The organism is Marinoscillum sp., assembly GCF_965229915.1.
Taxonomy (GTDB): Bacteria; Bacteroidota; Bacteroidia; order Cytophagales; family Cyclobacteriaceae; genus Marinoscillum.
The window spans coordinates 216,182-241,539 of the sequence record NZ_CBDDJZ010000002.1; the positions used below are offsets into that span (position 1 = coordinate 216,182).

Genomic DNA, 25,358 nt, shown 5'->3' on the forward strand with positions numbered 1-25,358 from the left:
CACTGAACTGTATGATTGCATTAGGACCGGACAGATGAAGGTTTTGATTGTTATTCACTACGACTAACTCTCATTCTACAGAGTTTTCAAATCCCTGCTTCAGCAACTCAATCACTTCCTGATCCACCTGATCTTCGTGGCTAATTCTGATGTGATGCGCTACTTTATTGGGATAAGAGACTTGCTTTTTGAACCGATCAGAAGTGAGTTTATCCTGATGGTAAAACTTCACATCCAATTCGGACTTCATCGGTTTGATGATCAACCAGGCCTTCTTGCTGGTATAAACAATGGATTTGGTAGTCGCCGAATACGTATTGGGTTGCCAACTCATCACGATCTGAGTAAGTGTATCCCAGGCCAGCACCATATCATCTGGTTTGTCAATGAACAGCTCGCCCACATCTTTTTTCACACATATGTGCTGCTGGTTGGTAGTTTGAAAGACACGATCGCATTTAGGACATTGCCACATGGAAGACTAAACTATCAAACTTCTAGTTGGTTTCATACATATGAGCCGAGCATTTGTAAACGAAGACAATCAGGAAAAAGCACCAATTATCCCTCCCAGAGCACCACTACCTGAAGGTGCAACCAATTATGTCACCAAAAAAGGACTGGATCTTTTGCGTGTCGAGCACAAGGATCTTTCTGATGAACTGGAAACGCTGCATGGTCTGGAAGAGAGCAAAGAGAAACGCTATAAGATACAGCTGACTAAAGGGCGACTGGGACTACTGGAGGAGCGAATTAGTTCGGCCCGACTCTTAGAACCAAAAGATCAGGATAGGTCCGAGGATACGATTCGGCGCATTGGTCACGGTGAAGTTTGATCAGGAGAATAGAGAACAAACCTTCCAGATAGTCGGTGTGGATGAGGCAGATATTAAGCAACAGAAAATTGCTTTTACGGCCCCTATTGCAAAAGCCCTTAATGGACACAAAGTGGGTGATTCTGTAGTGTTAAAGCTGGGTGCCAAAGATCGACCCATGACCATTTTGAAAATCGCTTACTAGGCTTTCACGGAAGCCCTGGCTGGAATGCCTCTTCTGAGCCAGGCGATACCAAACGCCCAAAGCGCAAAAGACTCACCCCAGAAGACCGCACCGTTAAAAAGTGGATATCCAGTAACTTTCTTATAGAGGAATGCACCAATAGTAAAAGCCAATCCGAGCATGACCATCCATCCAAGAAAGCGATATAGGCTCCGGTAAAAAGGCGCTTTGGTAAATTTGATCAATACGACCAACCCTGTAAGAAAGATGAATAATACAGCAGCGCCATTGTGTATCCATCCTCTCAGGGCATCATTGTGTACATAAAAGATGGCGTCAATTGGCTTTCCGTATTGTGTAGGCAATAATGCTACGATCAACGCAAATACTCCTCCTAAGGTCGTCAGTAAATTTTCACTTACCTTCTCACCTGCCAACTCTGGTCCCCTATAGGTAAATAACACCAGTCCAAAAGAGATGAGGACTCCTGTAAACACCGTACTCATGCTCGTATAATAGTAGTAGCTAATGGCCCGCTCAATAGCGCCATGACCAATGATCAGAATAATTGGCAATGCAATTCCCAGCAAACCAACTACTCGACGTAGCAAGCGATAAGATAAATTGACTTGATTCATAAGGCTAGGTTTTGAAGCAAATTAGGCTTATTTCCTGTCTAACTCAATAGCCCAAAATGGGTATTTTAACACCTAAACAATTCTTTTTACCATTCAGCGTTGTTTCCGCAAAGGAAATTTGATGAGGAGATTTGGTAGTGTCGTTCTTTTAATGATCATCTTATATAGTGCTCAAGCACAGAAATATGGAAATACACTGGGCTTGAGGTTTGGCAATGGAACCTACCGAACACTAGGGATGAGCTTCGAGCAGCGACTTTTCAAACACACCACTTTCGAAGGTATCTTTCAGTCAGACTTTAGCTACAATACACAGGCCATTGGCCTAATCAAACAGCACCACCCTATTTTGGGCAAACGAGTCAATCTGTTTACTGGCGCTGGAATGTCTTTTGGGATTGAAGAGTCAGTTTTTGAAAAAGAATCCACCAAAGAGATTGTCAGGACCTATGGCAACTCCACACTTGGTGCAGATGTGATTCTTGGAGCAGAAATCACCTTATTAGGAATTCATGTCTCCTTAGACTACAAACCCAATTTCAATCTGGTAGGTAGGGAAAACTGGTACAATGGTCAGGTAGGAGTTTCTGTCAGGAAAGTATTGCTATCGGATCGAGAGCTCAAGAAAAAGCGAAGAAAACGCATCCGGGAAGCCAAGCGAGACGAGCGGAAAAGGAAAAGAGCCGGATCTTAGATCCGGCCGTTTCGTTTATTCTTCGCTTAATATGGTCGTTGGATTGGATAAAGCCGACTTCCTAGACTGAAGGCTTACCAGGATAACCACCACAACCAGAGAAATAAATCCCACACCGATAAAAACCAAAGGGTTCAGTTGAATCCGGTAAGCAAAATGAGCTAACCATGAATTGGCCAACTGATAAATAATGGGCGTAGCGACCAATAGTGCTATTAGTACAATCACAACAAACTCTTTATTGATAAGAACCAATATCTGAGAAGTACTGGCACCGAATACTTTACGAATGCCTATCTCTTTTTGTCTGGTAAAAACCAAATAGGACACCAAACTCATCAGTCCAATAAAGCCCAGTGATATAGCAATCAGACTTAGTACGGTAATGAGCATCAATGTTTGTTTTTCAGACTGATACAGGTTGGCTACATTTTCATCGAGAAATTCCATCGTGAAGGGCCTTTCGTTTCCGGACTGATAATAAGCCTCTTCTATTTGACTAATGGTTTCCACCAGCAGGTCATCTGTTTTCAACTCAATAATGGAGTTATATGCCCATCCCACATTTCTGGCTACAGCAAAGATCATCGGGTTCACTTCGTAGCGCATCGAAAAGAAATGGATGTCCGGCAGTATACCCGCAATGGTCCGCTGAATCCCTACTGCGCCGGTCTCAGGATCTGTGTATTCTGGTTCGTCCACCAGTGTCATACCTATGAGTTCATCCTTTTGCAGGCCATAGATATTCATCAGCTTATTGGCCATCGCCTGATTAATCAGGTGTATTTGATCCTGTCCCGATTCCAACTGGTTCAGACCCTGATTGTCAATTCCTAATGCTTTCATAGCATCCATATCAGCGTAAACCACATGTGCATCATCATATACCTCATCATGTCCTTGCAGCAGGTAAGTCGTCTGATTGTATTGATCCACACCAGGCACTTGGCCCGTTCCTACGTGATTAATAGCTGGATTTTGGATAAGTGTAGCTTTTAATCGTTGATGCTGTTCGATTCCCTGTGTGGGAATCACCAAAACCCCACAGGAGTCAAACCCTAAATCCTTTTGGCTGATGTACTGCATCTGCTGATAGATGAATGTGGTCAAACTCAGCATGCTGATTAACAACACAAATTGGATTCCAAGTAAGAGCTGTCTTAGGCTAAGTCCATAACGACCGTTTCGCTGATTGAGCTTAGCTTGAAACAGCTTCAGTAGTCCTCTTCTGTTAAATACGATCGCTGGGTAGAGTCCACTGATTAACCCCGAAATAAGCGCTAGACCAAAGACACTTAAAAGCACTATTGGATTCCAAAGCACATCGTTGCCTATGTCAATACCCATCAATTTGTTAAAACCTGGAAGCACGAAATAACCGATGCAGATGGAGATGGGAAATGCCATCATGGCTATTATGACGATTTCCGTCATTAATTGAAGTGAGATGTCTTTGCCACGAGCACCCAGCACCTTACGCATGCCTATCTCCTTTTGTCGCCTGGAATAAAGAGCAATGGACAGGTTGGTGTAGTTGGCCCAGCTGATAATGAGAATGATGAGCGCTACCAAAGCAAATAATATCAAAACTCCAGGCTGTATTTTTTCACTTAGCTCATACAACACCGGTCTATCGGACAAGTGGATATCGGTCAATGCCTGCACATAGGCTCCATGGTAACGCTCGTCCTCCAGATAATTTGGTTCTATTTCTTCATAGCGCGAATTGATCAATTGCGTTAAATAAGCCGGAGACTCAGAAGAACTTGTTTGAAAATAGGTATATGCCGCCCATGAAGGTATTCTGGGAACACTCACAATCAAATCGTAACTAAAATGTGATGATGAAGGAGCATCCTCGATGATTCCTGCAACCATAAACTGGTTGTTTTCAAATGAATCAGAAGCCAGCTCTATAGGCTTACCGATCAGGTCCATCTCATACCAATCGCTACCGAAAAAGCGTTTTACTAAGGATCTGGTAAGTAAGATCCTTTGAAAATCATTTTCAAAACCAGAAGAAGAACCCTTCAAAAATCCAGGTAGAAACATCTGTGTAAACTCCGCTGGCGTACTGGTAAAAAGTACTGATTTAACAATGTGATCGTGACCGTCTTCACGCAGCATGAACTCACGCTGCTGGCTGATGTCCGATTCACTTGGCAGGATCATCGAGACTTTGTCAATACTGCTGAAAGACTCTAAAAAAACCTTGTTCTTTAACTGAATACTGCGATCTGACTCATAATACTGCTCAAACCGAAACGGGGCATAGGCTTGTGATCGGTAGTCGTTTTCGAGTCGATAAATCCGATCCGCATGGTCAAAAGACTGATCATAAGTGAGATGATGCCGCAAAAAGAGCCCAACAATTAGGACGACCGTAAGGCTTATTGCCAGTCCGGCAATATTGACAAAAGTAAAGCCCTTTCGCTTCATCATGTTGCGAACGGCAATGGTAAGATAGTTTTTGATCATGGGTAAGTATTGTTTAGTCCTTGAGTACTTTTCAAATGAGTATGGCCTGAAAAACCGGATGACATCCAGTAGGTATTCACTATCCGCTCGTAATTTTGAGTGATGTTTTCGTCTAAACTGATAAGCCTCTTCCAGATCACCACAGATCTCTTCTTGTAAGTCCTCTGAGACAAACCATTTCAAAAACCGACTGGCCCAATAAGGTGGTTTAGGAGATTTCACGACAACCCTGGAATTTGTGACCACAACTGTTGACGTGATGCTTTGATCTCGGCAATAATTTCCTTCCCTGCAGCTGTAGGTGTAAAAATTCGTTTACGTCTTCCTCCCCTCTCCTTTGTTGCCCCTTTCATGTCCGAATCAATGTAACCTTTGCTTTCCAGTCTGGACAAAACGGTGTGTATCGCAGAGATGGAGATTTTATTGCCAGTATGCTGCTCATAGGCCTGGCTAACGGTAAAGCCATAAGCTTCCTCTTCTATGACCATAATTAGCAACAAAACGGTCTCTTCCAGATTTCCAATAGTTTTCATTTCTTCAACATTTGTAGAAGCAATATACGAAAGTAATTGGTATTAGTTCAACATTTGTAGAATAAGGTTGTACGAATTAGCTAGAGCTTAGAAAAAGGCGGTAAATCTTAGTTAGGCGGGTTGATTCCGCTTGTTTATTTCACTACGAAGACAAAGTCACTATCTTTTTCATTGTTTCCGAATTCCCCCATTCGTGGTAGTGTCTTTAGTCGCTGCATCTCTGGATACATTTCTGATAAAGTGATGATCCGATCTTCTCCACCTCTACTCTTAAGAATGGTTATGAACTTCTCCGCAAAAGGGGAATGCTGACCTGGAATCCCATCAGAAACATATTCTTTACCACCAGAGGTCAAATACCTTCGAGTCTTCTTGGATAGCTTCCTCACAAGCAATTCACTATCGTCAATGTTTTCATATGCACCTCGGGTACTGGCGATCACTGGATCAAATGTGCCGCTAAAACACACGTCCATAACGAGCAAGATATGATCACACGGAATGTTGTTAATGATGTTTCGCAAGATACTATGAGCCACATAGGTCGTTTTAGCGGCATCATTTGCCAGGCTGCCTCTGGTCACCAGATATCCTTCACCAAAAGTCTCGTCAAACTGTCCATGCCCTGCTATAAAGATTAACAGTTGATCTTGTGGTCGGTACTTTTTGGTGGCATATTCCTTGATTTTAATCAATAGCTCATCTTGTTCCGGATTGGTAAGTACTTCTGTTTCAAAATTGTAGGTATCCTCTAACTCCTTACCAATTGTTTCTACATCGTAGACCGGATTAACCAAATCGGACCAGTGATCATACTTGTCTGTTCCTATTAGCAGAGCATAATCTTTCCTGTTGATATCTACTGCTTTGGATATCGCATCTATTCCGACCAGTACATTTCTAAATTCGATAACTTTCCCTCCATCGACATTTTCAGCTATCAGACCTATTACGTTCTCTCCATCCCAAAGTGTCATGGACTGCTCAAACTCGAACTGAATACTGTTTTTCGGAATTTTAATCGTCTTTGTTCCAAGTGGCTCACCAGTTCTGGACTTACCCAGTGTAAGACTGACTGACTTAAGTGGACTCTTGGAGGAAATCATCGCTTTGAACTCAATCTTGTTTTCCTGTGAATTGGTGTAAGCAGAGGTTGGGAAGGTCCAATCAATTTCTGGTAATTCCACTCTTCCATCTGGAGCTTCTTTAGTGAAATCCAACGCTATCCCATTGGTTTGATCACTAACAAGTTGGGCCTCCAGTCCCACGCTAATTATGAATGCAGATGTTAATAAGAATAAAGTTTTCATTTGACGATAAAGCGTTTAGTGATCTGATAATTGGTCGTACCGTCATTTATGGACAGTCGATACAAATAAATACCGGAAGAAATCCCCTCTCCGGCATCAAACTGGATTTCATGATATCCTGGTAATAATAACTGTCTGTCGGATGCAGTCAGAACCATACCAGTGAGGTCTACAATTTCAAGGTTGAGGACATAGGCTTGATCATTTTCTGGTAACGAAACCGGAACGAAAAACCGTTCACTGATGGGGTTCGGATAAGCATCTCCAATGGTTACACGGTCTCCAAGAAATCGATCAGTTGGATCTACACTAAAAAATACCTTGAACGGTTTATTTTGCTTTAAATCAAACTGATAACTTCCAGCTGACGACATATCAATGAACTCCTGTGTTTCTAAATCTAAAAGCTTCAGATTGGCCACATTCACATCTGGCCAGGCAAGTGTCGCAGGCCCGGACTGATCCGAAGAGACGGTAAACTCCCACACGTATTTATCAGATCGGCTCACTACATCCCTACTGAATCGACCATAACTATGCTCTGGGTGGGCAAAATTAAACTCAAGGTAACGTATCCACCTTGGCAAGGTGAGTGCATCAAAGGAGTCAAATTCATTGGATGCTGAGGCCGCCATACCTACTCCTCCTATGTGGGAAAAACTACCTTGTGATAAGGTCAATTCACTGAACCAATCGGTTTCAGGTAGTTCGTAACTATAATTAGTTCTACCTGACGAAGCTGCAATGTCTTCGTATCGTACACTAATTGTTACGTCTTCTGTTGCCTGAACAAACGCTCCTTCGTATTTCTTAAGCAAAGTCGATTCTGGCCATCCGGCAGCATTGGTTGGATCCAGAACTCTCAGTGGCCCTACTCCAGCCACATTGTTTCTTTCCAAAACTTTATCCCAGTCTATGTTGACATTATAGGGATTTCCAATCAAATTCCAGTTAGCCTTTAATTCCAGCTCAAAAGCAATATCATCATTGATAGAAGCTTCTCCTACAGATACCTCTTTATCTTCTCTGGCAATGAAAAAATATCCTTCGCCGATCTTTATTCCATATGAACCTGTCAAATCAACAATGCCATTGCGTGCATTGTCATATCTAATAATCCGCCAGTTCGTCTGATCAGGATCTCCGCCATACTCGTCAAAAATGGCATCTACCCGATTGTTGCTACCAGAAAACTTGTAAGGGATAGAGATTAACTGATAATCTGTTACCTGACCTCCGAAACGTACAATAGACTGAATATCAGGTGACTGAGTTGAATTGAACGTCAACACCAGCTGCTGCCTGACAGATTCAGCACTATTGCCACTCTTATCACTAGCTGAAAAATAATACTCCAGCCCGGTTTCGCCCATGAGCTCCTTACTAACACTGAAGGTATACGTGTCATTGTCGCTGGATAGCGACTCTTGCACAAAGTCATCCTCAGTAAGGGGCCTGTAGTTTATCGCTACAGCATTTAGCTCAAAATCAGTAACCATAGCGGATAGAGTAATGCTGGAAGATCCTGAAGGAAATACCTCTGGGTCACTTAAGCTGGTGATCGAGGGAGCTTCAGTGTCCACAAAGCCTACGATTTCAATTTCAAAAGTTTTGGTAAACGAAGCATCATCCGGATCGATGGTTTTAATAGTCACGCTAGCCGTAGAATCTACCCTGTTAGTGAACACCTGCGTATTGATCAGGTTGTCATTCGAAAGACCAAACCCAACCCCAGAAACTAGCTCATACGTGTGTATTTGATCATCTGCATCATCTGTGGTCAACGTACCAACCACGGTATTCACAGCCTCATATGCATCAATGGAGCTGTTGGAAAGTACAATATTGGTTGGTGGAAGATTCGGATTTTCATTTACTTCATTCACGGTGATGACCACTGTTTCCTGATCGGTTAAACTCCCATCTGAGACAGTAAACACCACATCATGAATTCCATCTTGCTCCTCAGTAGGTGTCCATTCGAAAACACCCGATTCGCTGTTGATACTCATTCCTTTGCTGATAGAGGCAGCATCCAGGGAGAAAGTAAGTGTTTGTGCTGGAAGATCATGGTCTGTGCTAAACACGGTGAACGAGAGATTTTTCTTTTCATCGATACTGCGCTCACCAATAGCATCCAGTACAGGAGCTACATTTACCTCCAATACCGTCAGCGTGATAGAACTTTCGTCGGTTAACGATCCATCAGAAACGGTAAAAGTAACCTCATGGGTGCCTTGTTGATTCTCGCCAGGTGTCCAACTAAACGCACCGGTAGACCCATCCAGAGTCATTCCGGCATCTAAGGACGTTTGATCCAGGGTGTATGTCAGTGTTTGTGCTGGTAGGTCTTCATCAGTGGCACTTACACTAAAGGTTAGTTCAGTCTCTTCATTGAACTCCTGATCACTGATTGCTGCGAATACAGGAGCTTCATTCAAATCAACAATGGTAATCGACAAACTTACCTGTACACTACCACCATTGCTGTCATCCGATTGCACTCTTATGGCATAGCTATTTTGAGTTTCAAAGTCAAAACTGGCAGCTGACTGCAACTGATCATTGGAAATGGTAAAGCTGGCATTGTCATCGTCACCCGCTCCAGAAACGAGCTGGTAGGTGTAAGTTTCATCTGTACTCTGATCCATTGTAGATAAACTACCAACGTTCGTCCCGGCGCTCTCATTTTCATTAATCACACTTGAGGACAACTCGATATCAGTAGGTTCATCAAATCCGTCTGTAACGCTTATGCTGAATGATTTTTCGAAATTACCACCGGTATTATCGGTTGATCGCAAACGGATGGTATAGCTAGACTTGACTTCATAATCAAATCGCTCCGCACTCTCCAAATTGCTACCTGAGATCGTAAAACTGGAATTGTCAGTATCGCCATCTCCAGAAACCAATTCATACGAATGACTGTCACTAGCATCCTGATCAGTACTGCTTATGCTTCCTATCACTGTACCAATAGACTGCTCTTCCAAAATAGCCGAGCTAGAAAGCGTAATGTCCGTTGGTGCATCATTGTCATCATTAATGGTGATGGTGAATGCTTCCTCATAGGTGCCGCCATTGCCATCATCGGTCACCAATCGGACGGAATAACTAGACTTAGTCTCTACATCAAACACTTCTCCACTAAGTAACTGTGTGCCACTAATCGTGAAGCTGCCATTGTCTGTATCTCCGGTACCCGTTGCAAAGTCATAACTGTGGCTATCTGTCGCATCCTGATCTGTAGATGTCAGATCAGCAATCACAGTTCCTACACTCAGGTTCTCATCAATGCTATTGGCCGATAAGCTGATATCTGTTGGTGCATCATTGCCATCATTGATCGTTATGGTGAACTCTTTCTCATAGGTACCACCATTGCCATCATCGGTCGCCAAGCGAATCGAATAGCTGGACTTAGTCTCCGTATCAAAAACCTCACCGCTAAGTAATTGGGTGCCACTGATCGTAAAACTGTCATTGTCGGTATCTCCGGTACCTGCTGCAAAGTCATAACTGTGGCTATCTGTCGCATCCTGATCTGTAGATGTAAGATCAGCAACCACAGTTCCTACACTCAGGTTCTCATCAATGCTATTGGCCGATAAGCTGATATCTGTTGGTGCATCATTACCATCATTGATCGTTATGGTGAACTCTTTCTCATAAGTGCCGCCATTGCCATCATCGGTCACCAAGCGAATCGAATAGCTGGACTTAGTCTCCGTATCAAAAACCTCACCGCTAAGTAATTGGGTGCCACTGATCGTAAAACTGTCATTGTCGGTATCTCCTGTACCTGCTGCAAAATCATAGCTGTGGCTATCGGAAGCATCCTGATCAGAGGTAGATAAGTCGCCGACTACTGTGCCAACTGACAGGTTCTCATCAATGCTCTCAGAGCTTAAGGTGATATCTGTTGGTGCGTCATTGCCATCGTTGATCGTAATGGTGAACTCTTCCTCATAAGTGCCGCCATTGCCATCATCGGTCATCAAGCGAATCGAATAGCTTGACTTGGTTTCTATATTGAAGACTTCCGCACTAAGCAATTGCGTGCCACTGATGGTGAAGCTGCCATTATCTGTATCACCAGTACCTGTTGCAAAATCATAACTATGATTGTCTGATGCATCCTGATCAGTTGTGGTTAAATCTCCCACCGCAGTGCCAATTGATAAGTTCTCACCAATGCTCTGTGAGCTCAAAGTAATATCAGTTGGAGTATCGTTGATATCGTTGATCGTTATGGTGAATGCTTCCTCATAAGTGCCGCCATTGCCATCATCGGTCACCAAACGGATCGAATAGCTGGACTTAGTCTCCACATCAAACTCTTCAGCACTGAGTAATTGTGTGCCGCTGATGGTGAAGCTGCCATTGTCTGAATCTCCCGTACCAGAAGCAAAGTCATAGCTATGACTGTCTAACGCATCTTGATCGGCGGTAGACAAGTCTCCCACCACGGTTCCAATCACCTGGTTCTCGTCAATGCTCTCTGAGTTTAAAGTAATATCAGTTGGTGCATCATTGTCATCGTTGATCGTAATGGTGAACTCTTCCTCATAAGTGCCACCATTGCCATCATCAGTCACCAAACGGATGGAATAGCTCGACTTAGTCTCTACATCAAACTCTTCAGCACTAAGTAATTGTGTTCCGCTGATGGTGAAGCTGCTATTGTCGGTATCTCCATTACCAGTGGCAAAATCATAGCTGTGGCTATCCGATGCATCTTGATCAGTGGTAGACAAATCTCCTACTACAGTTCCAATAGATAGGTTCTCATCAATACTCTCTGAATTTAAAGTGATGTCTGAAGGTGTATCATTTTGATCGGTAACATTGATGGTAAATTCTTTCTGTAGGATTCCACCAGAGCCATCATCTGTTTGTATTCGAACAGCATAGCTTGGCTTGGTCTCAAAATCAAATTGGGTAACGGATATGAGAGAGTCGTTATCAACACCGCCAATTTCAAAGCTGGCATTGTCAGCATCTCCGCTTCCAGCTACCAGGCTAAAAGTATGTGTATCATCGTCATTATCTGGAGAAGTTATTTTTGCCACCGCAAAATTTGGTGCTGTATTTTCTGGAATAATTGACTCAAACGTCACAGTAATATCCGATGGAGTATCGTTATTTTTAAACAATAAAATAGCGCCAGAAATACTGTCAAGTGCGATTATATCCAAATCACCATCACTATCATAATCAGCAACATTTAAGTCGGCCAGACCGGAAAAGCTCGAATGAATCGAGTTTTCAATAAAACTTTCACTTCCATCATTTTCGTACCAAACAAGCTTGTTTTCAGCGTTGTGAATTCCAATTACATCAACATCCAAATCCCCATCCAAGTCTGCAACTTTCATTCCAGTGAGTTTACTGGAATGAGTCATCAATGTGTCACCGATAAATCCACCTTCGCCATCACCAGAATAAAAAACCAGATTGTTAGATTCATCACCCACAATTGCATCATAAGTTCCATTTTGATCCAGGTCACCTACATCAATGGACTGTCCGGACACCTGGACATCTGCAAATCCATAGTCATAGTAGTCATTTAAATCTACTCGATAACCCAACCATCGAACATCACCGTAGAAAGTATCACAACAAAAAGTGTTTTCAGCGGCCACTCCTCCCACATCGAAAATCCCATCTCCATTGAAGTCTCCAGTTGCTAAATACAAGGGCATGGCCCTACCTACACTGTACAATTCAATCTTAGGAGTAAAGGCCTGTGTGTTGCTATTGCTGTAGAAGATTAAGTAGTTAATGTTAGGTACCTGACATATTACATCCAGCCAACCATCTCCATTGACATCCTCTACAATGAGGGAGCCATACTTATAGCTGGAATTGGCTTCAATAGTTGTTTCAGTAAAGTTCAATGAACCATCGTTATCCAGCCAAACCAATTTGTTATCGGTTCGTTTGGAGACTACCAGGTCAACATCTCCATCGAGATCAATGTCTGCCTGAGCAAAATCCATGATCAAACCCACAGATAATGAAATATCGTGAGGGCTGTAATTCATTTTACCATCATTCTCATACCAGATCAGTTTATTGGCATCCGAATCTGTCACAATATCCACATCTCCGTCCTTATCCAAATCCACGGAAACGATCTTCTTGGCACCAGAGAGCCCTGTAACTACACTTATTTGAGCTGCGTCAAATGCATTATCTCCATCATTAATTGCTGTGTAAAAACTAAAAGCATACCCTTGAGTCCCATCACCCTCAGTATCTTTTACTGAAGAGGAGACATTGACGCTTATCTGCTCCCCTGCCTTAAAATCAGCTGTTGGGTCAAATGTGATTTCGTTTGACGTGAAAGTAAAAGAACCAGCTATCAAACCCGAGTGCTCTCCTTTCACAATGACCGTCTCACTTGTTACCGAGCTTTGATCTACCTCTCGATCTAAAGTAATCGTAATATTGGAGGCGACATCAACATCACTAGCCAGTCTGGCTGGATTGGTAGCAGAGACACCTAATGGCGTAACCTGCTGGAAAAGCATAATATTGTCTGTCGTGTTCCCCGCAGTTACCAGATCCAAGTCACCGTCTGCATCTGTATCACCGGCTTTGACATTGAAATGACCATAATTTCCGAATGGCAAATAATAAGGAGTGAAACTCTGATTTTCGTCATTGAAATAGATATATGGTCTATTGCTCACACCAGTAATAATATCTATGAAGCCATCTCCGTTGACATCAGCTAATGTGAACATGTACCAGGATCTAACATCTGAGGTCACTTCGTGAGCAGTGAAGCTTTCTGAGCCATCATTTTCATGCCAAAGTACGTTACCATTTTGCCTTACAGTGACCAGATCTATATCTCCATCCTGGTCCATGTCTACCCCCTCGATAAATCTACCCCCTGTTGTTCCTGGTAAAATCTGCTCTACAAATCCATCTTCAGTAGACTCATACCAGGCATAAGCATTATTATAAGCTACCAGTATATCCATGTCCTGATCATCATCTAAATCAGAACTCGTTACGGTAAGTGGAGCTCCATAAGTGCCAGAAGAAGAGAGCACAACATCGGTAAAATTCTCACTGCCATCATTCCTGTGCCAAACCAATCGATTATCAGTTGTGGAGGTACTAATAATGTCCATGTCGCCATCAAGATCAAAATCACCTGTAGTCACATTGTATGGTCTGGAGGAATTGGTGCTGATTACATGAGTAGTGAAACTTTCAGAACCATTGTTCTCAAACCATGAGACTTCACCTCCATAAAAAGCCACACCCACCACATCTAAATCACCATCTCCATCTATATCCTGAACCTCGATATCCGATACCCCATCCACCGAATAAACCAAGGCTGTTTCGTTGAACACATTGTCGCCGACATTTTCATACCAGGTAATTCGGTCGTCATCAAAAGCAGCACTTATAACATCGAGATCACCATCTTCATCAAGATCTATTAGCTCAATTTCTCGTGCAAAATTCGCTGTAGAAGTATTGATGCTTACCGGCTCCGGAAATGAAATAAGCTCTCGGTAAGTAGAAGCAACTCTAAACTGGTAGCTTTTAGGTACTCCTACCTCTTCATTAGTTCCAATCAGAGAGTCAGTAACTGATACAGTCACTACTTCACCGGCCATGAGTAGTGTATCGGGAGTAAATGTAATCGTAAGAGCACTGCGGGAGAAAACTCCCTCGATGTATCCGGAGCGATCTCCAAATACACTTATTCTGTTACGGTCTATGGTCGATTCATCGATTTCCGCATCAAAGGTGATTTCGATATTGGAATCATTCGAAATGTTTGTTGCTCCGTTAGTCGGTGATATGGTCGTTACGTTTAGTGGCACCGGCTTTTGCTCATAAATCAAGAGTTTATTGAGCGAGTAACCAACCGCTGTGACTAAATCTCCATCACCATCATTGTCCATGTCACCGACTGCCACCGATCTAATCGTATTGAGATTGTCATCCACTAGGTTTTCGGTGAAATTTTGAGCCCCATCATTTTCGAACCACACCAAATCAAAACCTGATGATGCTGTAGCAATGATGTCCATATCACCATCCCCATCCAGATCCATCACCTCTACATCATATGCCCCATCGACGCTAGAACTGATCAATTGAGCCGTAAAACTTTGTGATCCATCATTTTCATACCAGATCACCTTGTCATCGCTAATGGAAGCTCCGATAATATCCATATCGCCATCTTCATCCAGGTCCGTCACATCCAAGGCAAAGGATCCGAAAGCGGAGAGGTTGATATCATAATTGGTAAAATTTAACGAACCATCGTTTTGGAACCAACGAACACTATTCTGATCAAAGGATGCAGTAATTAAATCCAGGTGCCCGTCTCCATCCACATCTTTAACTACCACATCATCAACATCATTAGATGTTCCCAGACTTACTAACCCGTCATAAGTAAAAGTTCCATCTCCATCATTGATCAATGCTATGACGCTTTGGTACGAGGCATAAACGATATCCGGCCAACCGTCTTGATTTATGTCGATCACATGGGATGCAAAATCCGTATCCTGACTAGTAAAGGCATGTGGAGTAAAACTTTCGGCACCATCATTTTCATACCAATATAACTTTCCTGCAGATTCGCCTACCAGGTCCATATCCCCATCACGATCCAAATCTCCTGAACTAAAATCCTTTGCATAACCTACCGAAGAATCAATAATATGTTCGGTAAAACTCATACTGCCATCGTTTTCATACCAGGCATTGTACTCACCATTGACATAATCTCCTGATCCACTGAAAATATCCAAGTCTCCATCTCCATCTATATCTGTCAGGTGAAGGTCCCAAGGCCTTATAACCTCAGCGACCGTAATTGGCTCATCAGGGAATTTGCCCGCACCATAGGCACTTTTAATGGTAAATTGGGCTGTTTTACCTACTGAGCCTAGTTTTCCATTTTCTCGCTGAAGTGAGTCAGTAGCAACGATGGTAATCTTATCTCCAGCCCTGAACAATGTATCAGGTGTAAAGGAGATTTCTGATGTTCCGCCACCAGAGAGCGTACCTGCCACGTAACCCATAAGTGCACTTTGAACATAAATACTGGCTGTATCCAGGGAAGTGGCATCCACTGGACCATCGAAGTTCAACACAATAGACGCATCTTGCTCTACATTCAGTGCATTATTGGCCGGAACGGTAGATAGAAGTTCTAGTGCCGGGTATTCCTGTTCAAGCCAAACTAACTCTTCATTGTACACCTGAGAAGATCCAAGGATGTCGTAATCACCATCCTGGTCAAGATCCGTTAGTACAGCATGTTCTATCCCTGAACTTGATAGAAAAACGGATTCCTCTGAAAAGTCCAAAGCGTCATTGAGGAGAAAGCGATCTTTCAACATGATATCATTGTCACCATCACCATCTACATCTCCCGTCCATAACTGAGTAGTCGAAGTACTGGTTAGTTGCGTTTCTACGAATGTTTTATCTCCCTGATTGATCCAATAGTTAATTCCAGATCCGCCGAAAGCAATGATATCAGGGAGGTCGTCACCATTTAAGTCTTCTCCAACCACTCCCACAGCCTCAAACGACGATGATAATTGATGCTCCGTGTACTGTAGATTATCCAGATTTTCCCACCAGGCTACTTCAGTATTTGAAATATATTGGCTTATAAAGTCAAGGTCACCATCTCCATCCACGTCAACCGGCACCGCACTTCTTACAGGTTTACTTGGGGTTATTTGGCTAAAACTAAAATTGTCATTCCCGTTATTTAGATAAATATTATATCCTTCCTGAACACTGGCAATATCCATTGCACCGTCTCCATTGACATCTATTATATATAGTTCATCGGAGTATAAATAACTTGTCGTCCGCTGATCACAGCCTGCACACAACTCTACCTCAGAATAGTTATTTGAACCGTCATTTTTGAACCAGGTAATTCCCTCCGTGTTGTCCAAAGCAACCAGTATATCTACATCACCATCCTGATCCAAATCACCTGTAGTTATCGTGCTCAGGTAGTTACTAAGAGTGGAAATAGCGTGCTTGGTAAAACCCTGGTCCCCGTCATTTTCGTACCAGCTCAAATCATTATCTATTGCATAGATGAAATCAATGTCATCATCGCCATCCATGTCATGAGGAAATGGCTTGGCATCAGCGTATTTGGTTCCAGAAGTAATGATCCTTTTTCCCTGAGGAAACTGAACGGGTCCTTCTTCTACTGCCGCAGTAAATTCCAACCGATGAGGAACTAACGTATAAGGCATAAGAGCTCCCCCAGATGTCGTTTTTATCCTATCTGATAAGGTGACCACCACTTTCTCTCCCGATTTGAAATCTGAATCTGGATTAATGGTCAGCGTACTGCCGGACACCGAAACCTGAGCTGAAATTAACCCGCTAATACTTCCCTGCACCTTTACATTTTCAGATGTTAAAGTCGTCTCATCCCATCCGACTATTGTATAGCTTTTGACTAACTCTATATCGGCGTTCAGCGCAACACTATTCGCACCCATATTTGGAGTAGAGGAATCAACGGTAAACACTTCTGAGTTTTCAAAAACCACCAGTTTTGAAAGCGTGTAAGAACTGCTCACCACATCCATGTCTCCATCACCATCCATATCGCCAGCTTCCACATCTGAAGCTCCTTTGTAGTTAGATGAAATGCCCTGCTTAGTGAAAGTATTGGCATTATTCATCAAAATCAACACTTCATCACCTGCATATGAGTTGATCAAAATATCTATGTAATTGTCATCATCCATAGGCACCAATTGGAAACTGTTTGGTACCGTAGTATTGCTGGGTATTTCAATGTCTATCAGGTTCTCGGTAAATGTCCCCGAAGAATTGCCATACCAGGCCAATTTATTGGCTGTACTGGAATAGCCAATTACCTCAAGGCCTCCAGAGCCATTCAAATTATATGCATAAATACTCGTATATCCAGCAGCCGAAGAGTTAATGACATGTTCTGTAAAGTTCATATTGCCATCATTTTCCATCCAGCTGATTTTTCCATTCATGCTGTAGAGTAGATCGATATCACCATCTTGATCGATATCTGCAGAGTTGGCAAAATATGCACCCTGACTTGTATCAATTTCTCGATAGATAAATGTCCCCGATTGATTTTCATACCATATCAGGTCGTCCGAGTTCGCTGGCAACAAATCCAAATCTCCATCTTTGTCCAGATCCGATAGTCTTAACTCTTCTGTTCTGATAATGGAAGAATGAGTGTTGTAATCATCTATCAAATGGGTAGTAAACCCTTCTGACCCATCGTTTTCCAACCATACCAATTGTTCCACATATCCTGTAGTCTCCAGAAAATAAACCAGATCTATTTCACCATCCTGATTAATGTCTCCACTGATAACTGACGTAAAGTATTGATAATCAGCCAACAGAAGATTCTCTGTATAGTTATTAGCGCCATCATTTTCATACCAATAGATACCATCACCTGCTTGCGAACTAGAGCCAGAGAAAACATCCAAATCTCCGTCCTGATCTATATCAACCAAATGTACTTCGGTAGCGTTGTTTTGAAAATTGGTAATCGTTCTCGGTGGCAAATCAAATGCTGGATCAGCGGAAGAGGTTGGTTTTACCTGAAAGGAATGTTGTGCAGGTAATGCTACTTCTCCAGAGGTACCTTTTATTCCAGTGGTCAGGGTAATAGTGACTGTTTCACCAGGTGAAAAATCCACTGAGGGATCAAATATCACATCTTTGGTATCAGAACTTGACTGGGCAAATGCCCCCTCTACTACTCCTGAAAGCGAGCCTGTTACCGGACAGGTCGAATTGGTAAACGTGCCAAGATCGTAACCATCGGTAGTGAAAGAAATCGTGATATCCGTATCAGTAGTGTGAAATGACCCTAGTGTTTGCGAAGGTGAAATCGAATTGCTCAGTTTGAGCGTTGGTTGATTTTCAAACCAAAAAATACCTTGCTCTGAAGAGCTGCCACCACTACTTGCAAACAAATCCAAATCTCCATCATTATCCATGTCTGCATGGAGAATTATATCTGGAGAATTGAGGTTGGACGGCACATCTTTCTCAACAAATCCTGTAGTACCATTATAAAGAAACCAGGAGATTTTCTGATCGGTGCTACAGGTACAATGCACATCAAGATCGCCATCTCCGTCCAGATCGGCCACTCCAATGTCACTCAATCCATCACATGAACCTGGAAGGATATTGGCAGTGAACGATTCACTACCATCATTTCTGTAGACTATTTTTCGGTCGTTTTCTACTTCTGCACTGACTAAATCAATGTCATTGTCCCCATCTACATCAACAGGTATGACTTTGATCGGTTGGCCAGCACTTGAAGTCACCTGGTTTTCAGTAAACGATAAAGCTCCGTCATTTTCATACCATGAAATAATGTCATAATCCAGATTGCTCGAAGAATAATCAGTGGTAAGCAAGTCCAGATCACCATCCCCATCAATATCCGAGATTCTGATATACTCAAATCCATTCAGATCAAAGAGTGTTGTAGAGCTAAAAGACTCAGACCCATCATTCTCATGAAACTCAACACCATCTGAATAAATAGTGATGATATCTTGATCACCATCCAGATCCATGTCTGCAATGTCGAAATCTGCTCCATAGCCGACATTACTCACCAAGACACTCGACGTGAAGTTTGAGCTGCCATCATTTTCATACCAGGTAATGTGATATACACTTAGATTGCTGTTGACTACCAGGTCATAGTCACCATCCTGATCCAGATCGGTAATCATCCCACGCGTAAACCTATTCATCCCTGTCACCAGGGACGTTTTGGTGTACGATTGCGATCCGTCATTCGTATGAAGCCAAACTGACGTTTCGTTGAATGAAACCACATCTAAATCACCATCTCCATCATAGTCCACTGGGTATGCTTCGACAGGTGTGAAGTAATAGGTGTCTGCATCAAAATTGACGAACTTGGCATTTATTTGATTTTCTGGAAATGCAAACTCGGCATTGATTGCATCTGAACTGGTCTGAAAACTAAATACTGATGCTTCGACTGTCTCAGCCAGTGAACCAGCTACATTGTCTGAGATGACTACCGTAATTTTTTCTCCAGCCTTGAAATCCGTATCCGGAGTAAATGTGATGGTGGAGGTGCCATCACCAGAGTAAGTGCCTGCGATTAGTCCAGAAAAACTACCGCTTATTCGTATCTGATCATCGGCTGGATCTGCCGTACTGTTATCAATGGATGACTGATCGATGTTGCCACTGAAGGTCATAGTCACAGCGGATGTTCTGTCCACATTGATTTGATTTCTTGCCGGACTGGAAGAGCTTAAAGATATTTGCCCGAAAACATTCGTTATTCCTAGAAAAACAAAGAATAACAGGCTTAAAAGTTGTGATTTCATAATCATTGTAATGGCGATTAGTTAATGGATAGCTGTTGGCAAAATGGGATCTGGAAGGGCTTCTCCTTCACCACCTGTCTCTCCACCTAGCGTGCTGTAAAGAAAGTAACCTGAGGTAACACTAGCACCTATTACACCTACAGTGACAATGAGAGGTATTTTTCGGGTAATCTTGAAACGTGGCGTATAAACCACATCCTCATTGTTTTTTTGATCAGATATCTTTAATCGGTATCCTGCACCGGGTTTTATGTCTTTGGGAATTACCAACTCGTAGTTGCCCACATTGGCAATGTTTGTAAACGTGTGGACCTTTTCATCGTCACTATTATATAAATCCCAAGTGAGTACGTTACTTCCACGGCCGGCAGTCCACGTCACCGCATAAGGTCGGTCTTTCTTGAACTTATCGAAATCTTGAAAGTCATTCAGCTGAACGAATGGAACATAAAGCTTACCCTTTAACTCCAATGCTACGTTTCCATTAAAATCATTTCCAAGCTCTTCCTTGGCATTCCAAACTATTTGCTTGTTACCACCAATCGGTATATCTACACCTATGTCTCCAGATACTTCTTTGAGAGGTTGTATAAAATCATCATTGGAGGAATACAAGCTGAGCACATAACGATGCTCTTTATTCTCATCTAATAAATCATAACTAAGAATAATCTTATCTCCTTCTCGAAAAACAGATTCAATCTTGATCTCCTGGGACCATCCCTCAAGATGTATGAGAAAGACAATAAGCATTAGATAAAAATGCTTGGAAGACATTTTCATGGCAAGGTGAATTAAGTTAGTTAATCGGCATTGTTGAGTATAAACGGACTCAAACTGACCTGAGCAATACTTACTAAGGAACTGATTATCAAGATGAAAACCAACCATTTTTCGATAAACCACCTCGTATATTCAGCCATAGTGTCTCTTCACAAATACCTCTTCGAAAGCTGAACGATCGCTAAAAACTAAATCAAATCGTAAGGTTATGACTTATCCAGGTGGTTACACTCTTCTAACAGACTTCTATAACAATCCATTTTTATGAGAACGACTATCATTTTTTCACTGGCCCTTGCCTGTTCATTTGTGTCGACAGGACAATCTACTGCACTACAATCACTAACGGCTGATTATCAACGCAATAGAGAATTGACTATCTCCTATCTTGAGGCCATGCCAGCGGAGCAGTACAACTTCAAAGCCGCTGATGGTACCCGGACTTTTGCCGAACAAATGCTTCATGCCGCACAAGGCATGATCGGTTTATCCGCTAATGGTACCGGAGCAGACCGGATTTACCCTGGGAAGAACCTAGAAAAAGATCCCGATTTACAATCAAAAGCCGAAGTAACCCGAATAGTCACTGAAGCATATATTATGCCATAGGAAACATTGCTAAAATGAATCCTGAAGAATTGTATGAAGTGATCGAGCGCGGACCCTTCAAAGTCACTCGAATAGGTTGGGTAACCAAAGCATTAGAGCATGCCTCGCATCATAGAGGCCAATGTGCCATTTATCTCAGACTGCTGGGTATTACTCCACCAGAGTATCAGTTGTTCTAAGTTCTAAGCACCTAAATGAGGTAAGTGCTTGACTTGATGGTAATTCAATGCCAGTTGCAAGCATCTTTTGATCTGCTTTACAGGTAGCTCCTCATTCAAGTCAAAAACGATGGCACGGTCACCTTCGAATGTTAATTCATCTCCAAAAATGAAACGAAAAGTGCTTACAAGCTGAGTAGAACATATGAAAAAGAGGTAATACTTATCGGGTGTTTTAGACTTCCAGTCCATACGGATCGTACTTCCTTTTTTAGCCACATAGCTAGGCTCACCCCATTTGGTTGTTTCTATCAGTTTGGGAACTCGTGCCTCTTCTGCCGTTTCGATGATGATGTCCCTCAGTTGATTAAGCTTGGGCCGAACTTCATCAGGATATTCCATAAACACCTGCCGGACTTGATCGCTTTCAATGATCTCCATAGGACAAGAATAATCAGCTTCAGTGACAACCCTATGTCACTAGGCACAAAATAGCCTAAAATCTAATCAAGATAGTCGGTCAGTAATTAGTCGTTTAATAATAGGTATGTCTGCTTCTGCCCAGTCCAGTTCTAACAAATGATCCAGGGCTATCCACCGCAATTGTTGGTGAACCCGGGGTTTAGGCGTACCTGCCAATATGCTGCACCTAAACGGAATCAGCCTTAAGGACAAGTGCTCATACTGATGAACATTGACAGACAATTGTTGATTTACCTCCACCACCACATCCAGTTCCTCTCTCAGCTCTCTTTGCAGACATTCAGCATGACTTTCCCCCACTTCTACTTTACCACCAGGCAATTCCCACTTCAGTGAATGCTTATCCATTTCGTTGCGCTGAGCACAAAGCAATCTGCCTTCTTCTATTATTACTGCACAAGTTACTTCGATCATCCATTTGCCTTTGGAACAGAGCGCCAACCATCAATCAGAATTGACTCCTCCGATATGAGTTAATTGAACTAAATTAATGCCATTAAAGCTAACCTATGAAATACTTACTACTCTCACTAGCTCTCTTTGCTACTCACGTATGTCTCGCTCAGGATAGATGGACTCCTGAGGAAATTATTCATACCAAATATGTATCTAATCCTTCTTTCTCCAAAGACGCTTCAATGGTTGTCTGGTCTCAAAGAGAAGGACTCAAGGAAAAGGACAAGTTCGTTTCTCATCTATACCTTACCCGGCTGAATATGATGGACAAGGATGTCCCCATGACTGTCCAGCTCACACGATCAGAAGAAAGTGATTACAATGCTTTGTTCAATAAAGAAGGATCAGCCATCTACTTCCTTTCCTCAAGAGACAAAGGCAAAAAGCTCTGGAAACTAAGTACTTATGGTGGTGAACCTGAAGAGGTTCAAGAGTTTACCAATGGCATCAGTAGTATGGATTGGCTCAATGACAGTACCCTCATATTTGTGGCTGGTGAAGGTAAGACTCTTTATGATATCACCAATGAAAAAGACGACACAGAGGTAGTAGAAGATACTGCGCACTGGAATCCCAAGAGACTTTTTACTTTTGATGTTAACAACAAGAAAACCACACGTCTCACCCAAAACTCTTACCGCATATCATCCTACAGTGTGTCCAAGGATGGCAAATACGTGATCTATGAGGAAACTACCTCTCCAGACTATGGCATAGATGGCAACCCCAAACCTAATTATTACCTAAAGAACATCACCTCAGGAGAGGAAACTCGTCTATTTGAAGGCCTACAAGAACCTAGAGGCTTTCAGTTTACGCCTGACTCCAAAGGTTTCTATTTCTCAGCGACTCAATCGAGCAATCCGGAATGGAATGGTGCAGGGATAGATCTGCTGTATTACTATGACCTGTCCACCAAAAGTTTAACAGAAGTCAACCTCAACTGGGAAAATGGATTGAGTGACTTTTACCTGGTGGGGTCAAATGTATTAGCTGAATTGGCCAACGGTCCTTACTACAAGATCAGCTATTACCATAAAAATGGAACCAGTTGGGAACGGTCTGCCATAGATCTTGGAGATAAACAAGAGCATGTGAGTATCCTGGCGGTGAGTGAAAACGGAAAGAAAGTACTCTACACCCATTCTACCGCTTCACAATTGCCAGAGTACTACACGGCAAATCTGGCGAGTAAGAAGAAAACCATTTCGTTTACCAATGAGCAGAAATTCACATCGCTCAATGATGCACTCAAAAAAAAGGCGATTGCCAAATCAGAAGTCGTCTACTGGAAGGGTGCCAATGATGACGAAGTAAATGGTATTCTCTACTACCCTAAAAACTATGAAAAGGGCAAGAAATACCCATTAATCCTGTCGATTCATGGCGGGCCAACAGGAGTAGATAGAGACGCCTGGAGTGAGCGATGGTCTACTTACCCACAGATATACACGGATAAAGGGGCTTTTGTCCTGAAACCCAACTATCATGGGTCGGGTGCCCATTCACTGGAATTCATCGAATCCATCAAGAATGGTAATTATTACAGTCTTGAACAAATCGACATCTACAATGGTATCCAGCATTTAAACGAGAAAGGCATGATCGATATGGACAAGCTGGGAACGATGGGCTGGTCCAACGGTGCCATATTAACTACCTGGATGACCTTAAAATACCCGGACTTATTCAAGGTAGCCGCACCTGGTGCCGGGGATATCAACTGGACCTCCGACTATGGAACCTGTCAGTTTGGGGTGACTTTTGATCAGAGCTATTTCGGTGGAGCACCTTGGGATGATATCAATGGCAAACACTACAATGAATGGTACATCAACAACTCCCCGATTTTCGAAATTGAAAAAATTAAAACGCCTACCATCATTTTTCATGGCAGTGAAGACCGGGCGGTACCACGCGATCAGGGATGGGAAAATTATCGGGGGCTACAGCAGGTGGGACAGACACCTGTGAAGTTTCTTTGGTTTCCTGGGCAGCCGCATGGTTTACAGAAAATCACTCACCAGTTAAGAAAGATGAAAGAAGAAATCGCCTGGATTGATCAATACTTATTCAGAGAGGAGAAAGACGAAAACGAATCGTTCAAAGAAGACAGTCCTCTGGCTGCAGCGTTGAAAGTGGATAGCGCTCGAATCGATGGACTGATCGGAACTATGGCTGATGATGCACTGCTGCCACCGGTGATTCGTCTGGCAAAAGACAGTATTTCCATTGGGATGTTTGAAGTGACCATGGCTCAGTACCACGCGTCCACAGGCAAAGACTTTGATCGATTAGTGGCAAATCATCCAGTCACTGGATTGAACAAACAGCAGATAGATGACTACCTGAAGTGGTTAAGTACTAAAACAGGGAAAACCTATCGCCTACCCAACAAGGCGGAAGCAAAGACACTCCATGAGAAAGGAAGAGGTGCTGCTAAATCACAAAACAACCTCAACTACTGGGCGGGTTACGAATTGACTTTGCCCGATGTAGGGCCGCTAAAAAAGAAGCTCAGCACCCTTCAATCTGGAATGATCAAATCTGTTGGCAACTTTGGCACCGTTAAGTTATCGGATGAAGCCCGGGTTTTTGATCTGGGTGGTAATGTAGCTGAATACTACCTGGATGGCTCAGAACTAAAGGTTTACGATTACAGTGCTTACGATTTTGTGGACCCCATGAACGCGGCATTACCGCGAACTTCTGTGCAAGTAGGCTTTCGGGTGGTGGTCCAAAAATAAGCCCAACGACGCAAGAAAAAATAGTTTAGAGAGAACA

Annotated in this window: 15 protein-coding genes; 6 read left to right on the forward strand and 9 right to left on the reverse strand. The window is 42.7% G+C overall.

Annotated elements, in window-relative coordinates; all coding sequences use genetic code 11:
• Positions 1-70: 70 nt before the first annotated feature.
• Positions 71-415, reverse strand: a complete 345-nt coding sequence (locus ACO067_RS23000) for a DUF5655 domain-containing protein (RefSeq protein ID WP_421878930.1) — start codon at positions 413-415, stop codon at positions 71-73.
• A gap of 100 nt (positions 416-515) precedes the next feature.
• Here ACO067_RS23000 and ACO067_RS23005 point away from each other — a divergent pair, with 100 nt between their 5' ends.
• Positions 516-836 carry a hypothetical protein gene (locus tag ACO067_RS23005; RefSeq protein WP_421878933.1) on the forward strand — a complete coding sequence of 107 codons (321 nt, stop codon included), beginning with the start codon at positions 516-518 and terminating at the stop codon, positions 834-836.
• Positions 826-1,020, forward strand: coding sequence for a GreA/GreB family elongation factor (locus ACO067_RS23010; protein WP_421878936.1), 195 nt, complete (start codon positions 826-828; stop codon positions 1,018-1,020). Before ACO067_RS23005 ends, ACO067_RS23010 begins: the two co-directional genes overlap by 11 nt.
• On the opposite strand, the gene ACO067_RS23015 is transcribed toward ACO067_RS23010, so the two are convergent.
• Positions 1,017-1,637 (reverse strand): hypothetical protein, encoded by a 621-nt coding sequence (locus tag ACO067_RS23015; RefSeq protein ID WP_421878939.1) that lies wholly within the window; start codon positions 1,635-1,637, stop codon positions 1,017-1,019. The two genes, ACO067_RS23010 and ACO067_RS23015, sit on opposite strands and share 4 nt — an antisense overlap.
• 151 nt (positions 1,638-1,788) lie before the next feature.
• On the opposite strand from ACO067_RS23015, the gene ACO067_RS23020 reads away from it, so the two are divergent.
• Positions 1,789-2,331, forward strand: coding sequence for a hypothetical protein (locus ACO067_RS23020; protein ID WP_421878943.1), 543 nt, complete (start codon positions 1,789-1,791; stop codon positions 2,329-2,331).
• 15 nt (positions 2,332-2,346) lie between these two features.
• Here ACO067_RS23020 and ACO067_RS23025 read toward each other — a convergent pair whose 3' ends face one another.
• The 5 genes from ACO067_RS23025 to ACO067_RS23045 form a co-directional block, all read right to left on the reverse strand.
• A complete protein-coding gene (locus ACO067_RS23025; RefSeq protein WP_421878946.1) occupies positions 2,347-5,031 on the reverse strand; it encodes an FtsX-like permease family protein in 2,685 nt (894 codons plus the stop codon).
• Complete coding sequence (locus ACO067_RS23030; protein WP_421878949.1) at positions 5,028-5,342, reverse strand: PadR family transcriptional regulator; 315 nt, start codon at positions 5,340-5,342, stop codon at positions 5,028-5,030. Before ACO067_RS23030 ends, ACO067_RS23025 begins: the two co-directional genes overlap by 4 nt.
• A 134-nt stretch (positions 5,343-5,476) precedes the next feature.
• The gene (locus ACO067_RS23035) at positions 5,477-6,652 is read right to left on the reverse strand and encodes a caspase family protein (RefSeq protein ID WP_421878952.1); all 1,176 of its coding nucleotides are present in this window, start codon (positions 6,650-6,652) and stop codon (positions 5,477-5,479) included.
• Entirely contained in the window at positions 6,649-20,085 is a 13,437-nt protein-coding gene (locus ACO067_RS23040) for an FG-GAP-like repeat-containing protein (protein WP_421878955.1), read from the reverse strand. Before ACO067_RS23040 ends, ACO067_RS23035 begins: the two co-directional genes overlap by 4 nt.
• 21 nt (positions 20,086-20,106) lie before the next feature.
• Positions 20,107-20,868, reverse strand: a complete 762-nt coding sequence (locus ACO067_RS23045; RefSeq protein ID WP_421878958.1) for a Ser-Thr-rich GPI-anchored membrane family protein — start codon at positions 20,866-20,868, stop codon at positions 20,107-20,109.
• Positions 20,869-21,132: 264 nt separating this feature from the next.
• On the opposite strand from ACO067_RS23045, the gene ACO067_RS23050 reads away from it, so the two are divergent.
• Complete coding sequence (locus ACO067_RS23050) at positions 21,133-21,477, forward strand: hypothetical protein (RefSeq protein WP_421878961.1); 345 nt, start codon at positions 21,133-21,135, stop codon at positions 21,475-21,477.
• A gap of 14 nt (positions 21,478-21,491) precedes the next feature.
• Positions 21,492-21,656 carry a DinB family protein gene (locus ACO067_RS23055; protein ID WP_421878964.1) on the forward strand — a complete coding sequence of 55 codons (165 nt, stop codon included), beginning with the start codon at positions 21,492-21,494 and terminating at the stop codon, positions 21,654-21,656.
• 3 nt (positions 21,657-21,659) lie between these two features.
• On the opposite strand, the gene ACO067_RS23060 is transcribed toward ACO067_RS23055, so the two are convergent.
• Both ACO067_RS23060 and ACO067_RS23065 read right to left on the reverse strand, forming a co-directional pair.
• The gene (locus ACO067_RS23060; protein WP_421878967.1) at positions 21,660-22,076 is read right to left on the reverse strand and encodes a DUF1801 domain-containing protein; all 417 of its coding nucleotides are present in this window, start codon (positions 22,074-22,076) and stop codon (positions 21,660-21,662) included.
• 66 nt (positions 22,077-22,142) lie between these two features.
• Entirely contained in the window at positions 22,143-22,532 is a 390-nt protein-coding gene (locus ACO067_RS23065; protein ID WP_421878970.1) for a (deoxy)nucleoside triphosphate pyrophosphohydrolase, read from the reverse strand.
• Positions 22,533-22,627: 95 nt separating this feature from the next.
• Here ACO067_RS23065 and ACO067_RS23070 point away from each other — a divergent pair, with 95 nt between their 5' ends.
• Entirely contained in the window at positions 22,628-25,321 is a 2,694-nt protein-coding gene (locus tag ACO067_RS23070; protein WP_421878973.1) for a prolyl oligopeptidase family serine peptidase, read from the forward strand.
• Positions 25,322-25,358 lie beyond the last annotated feature (37 nt).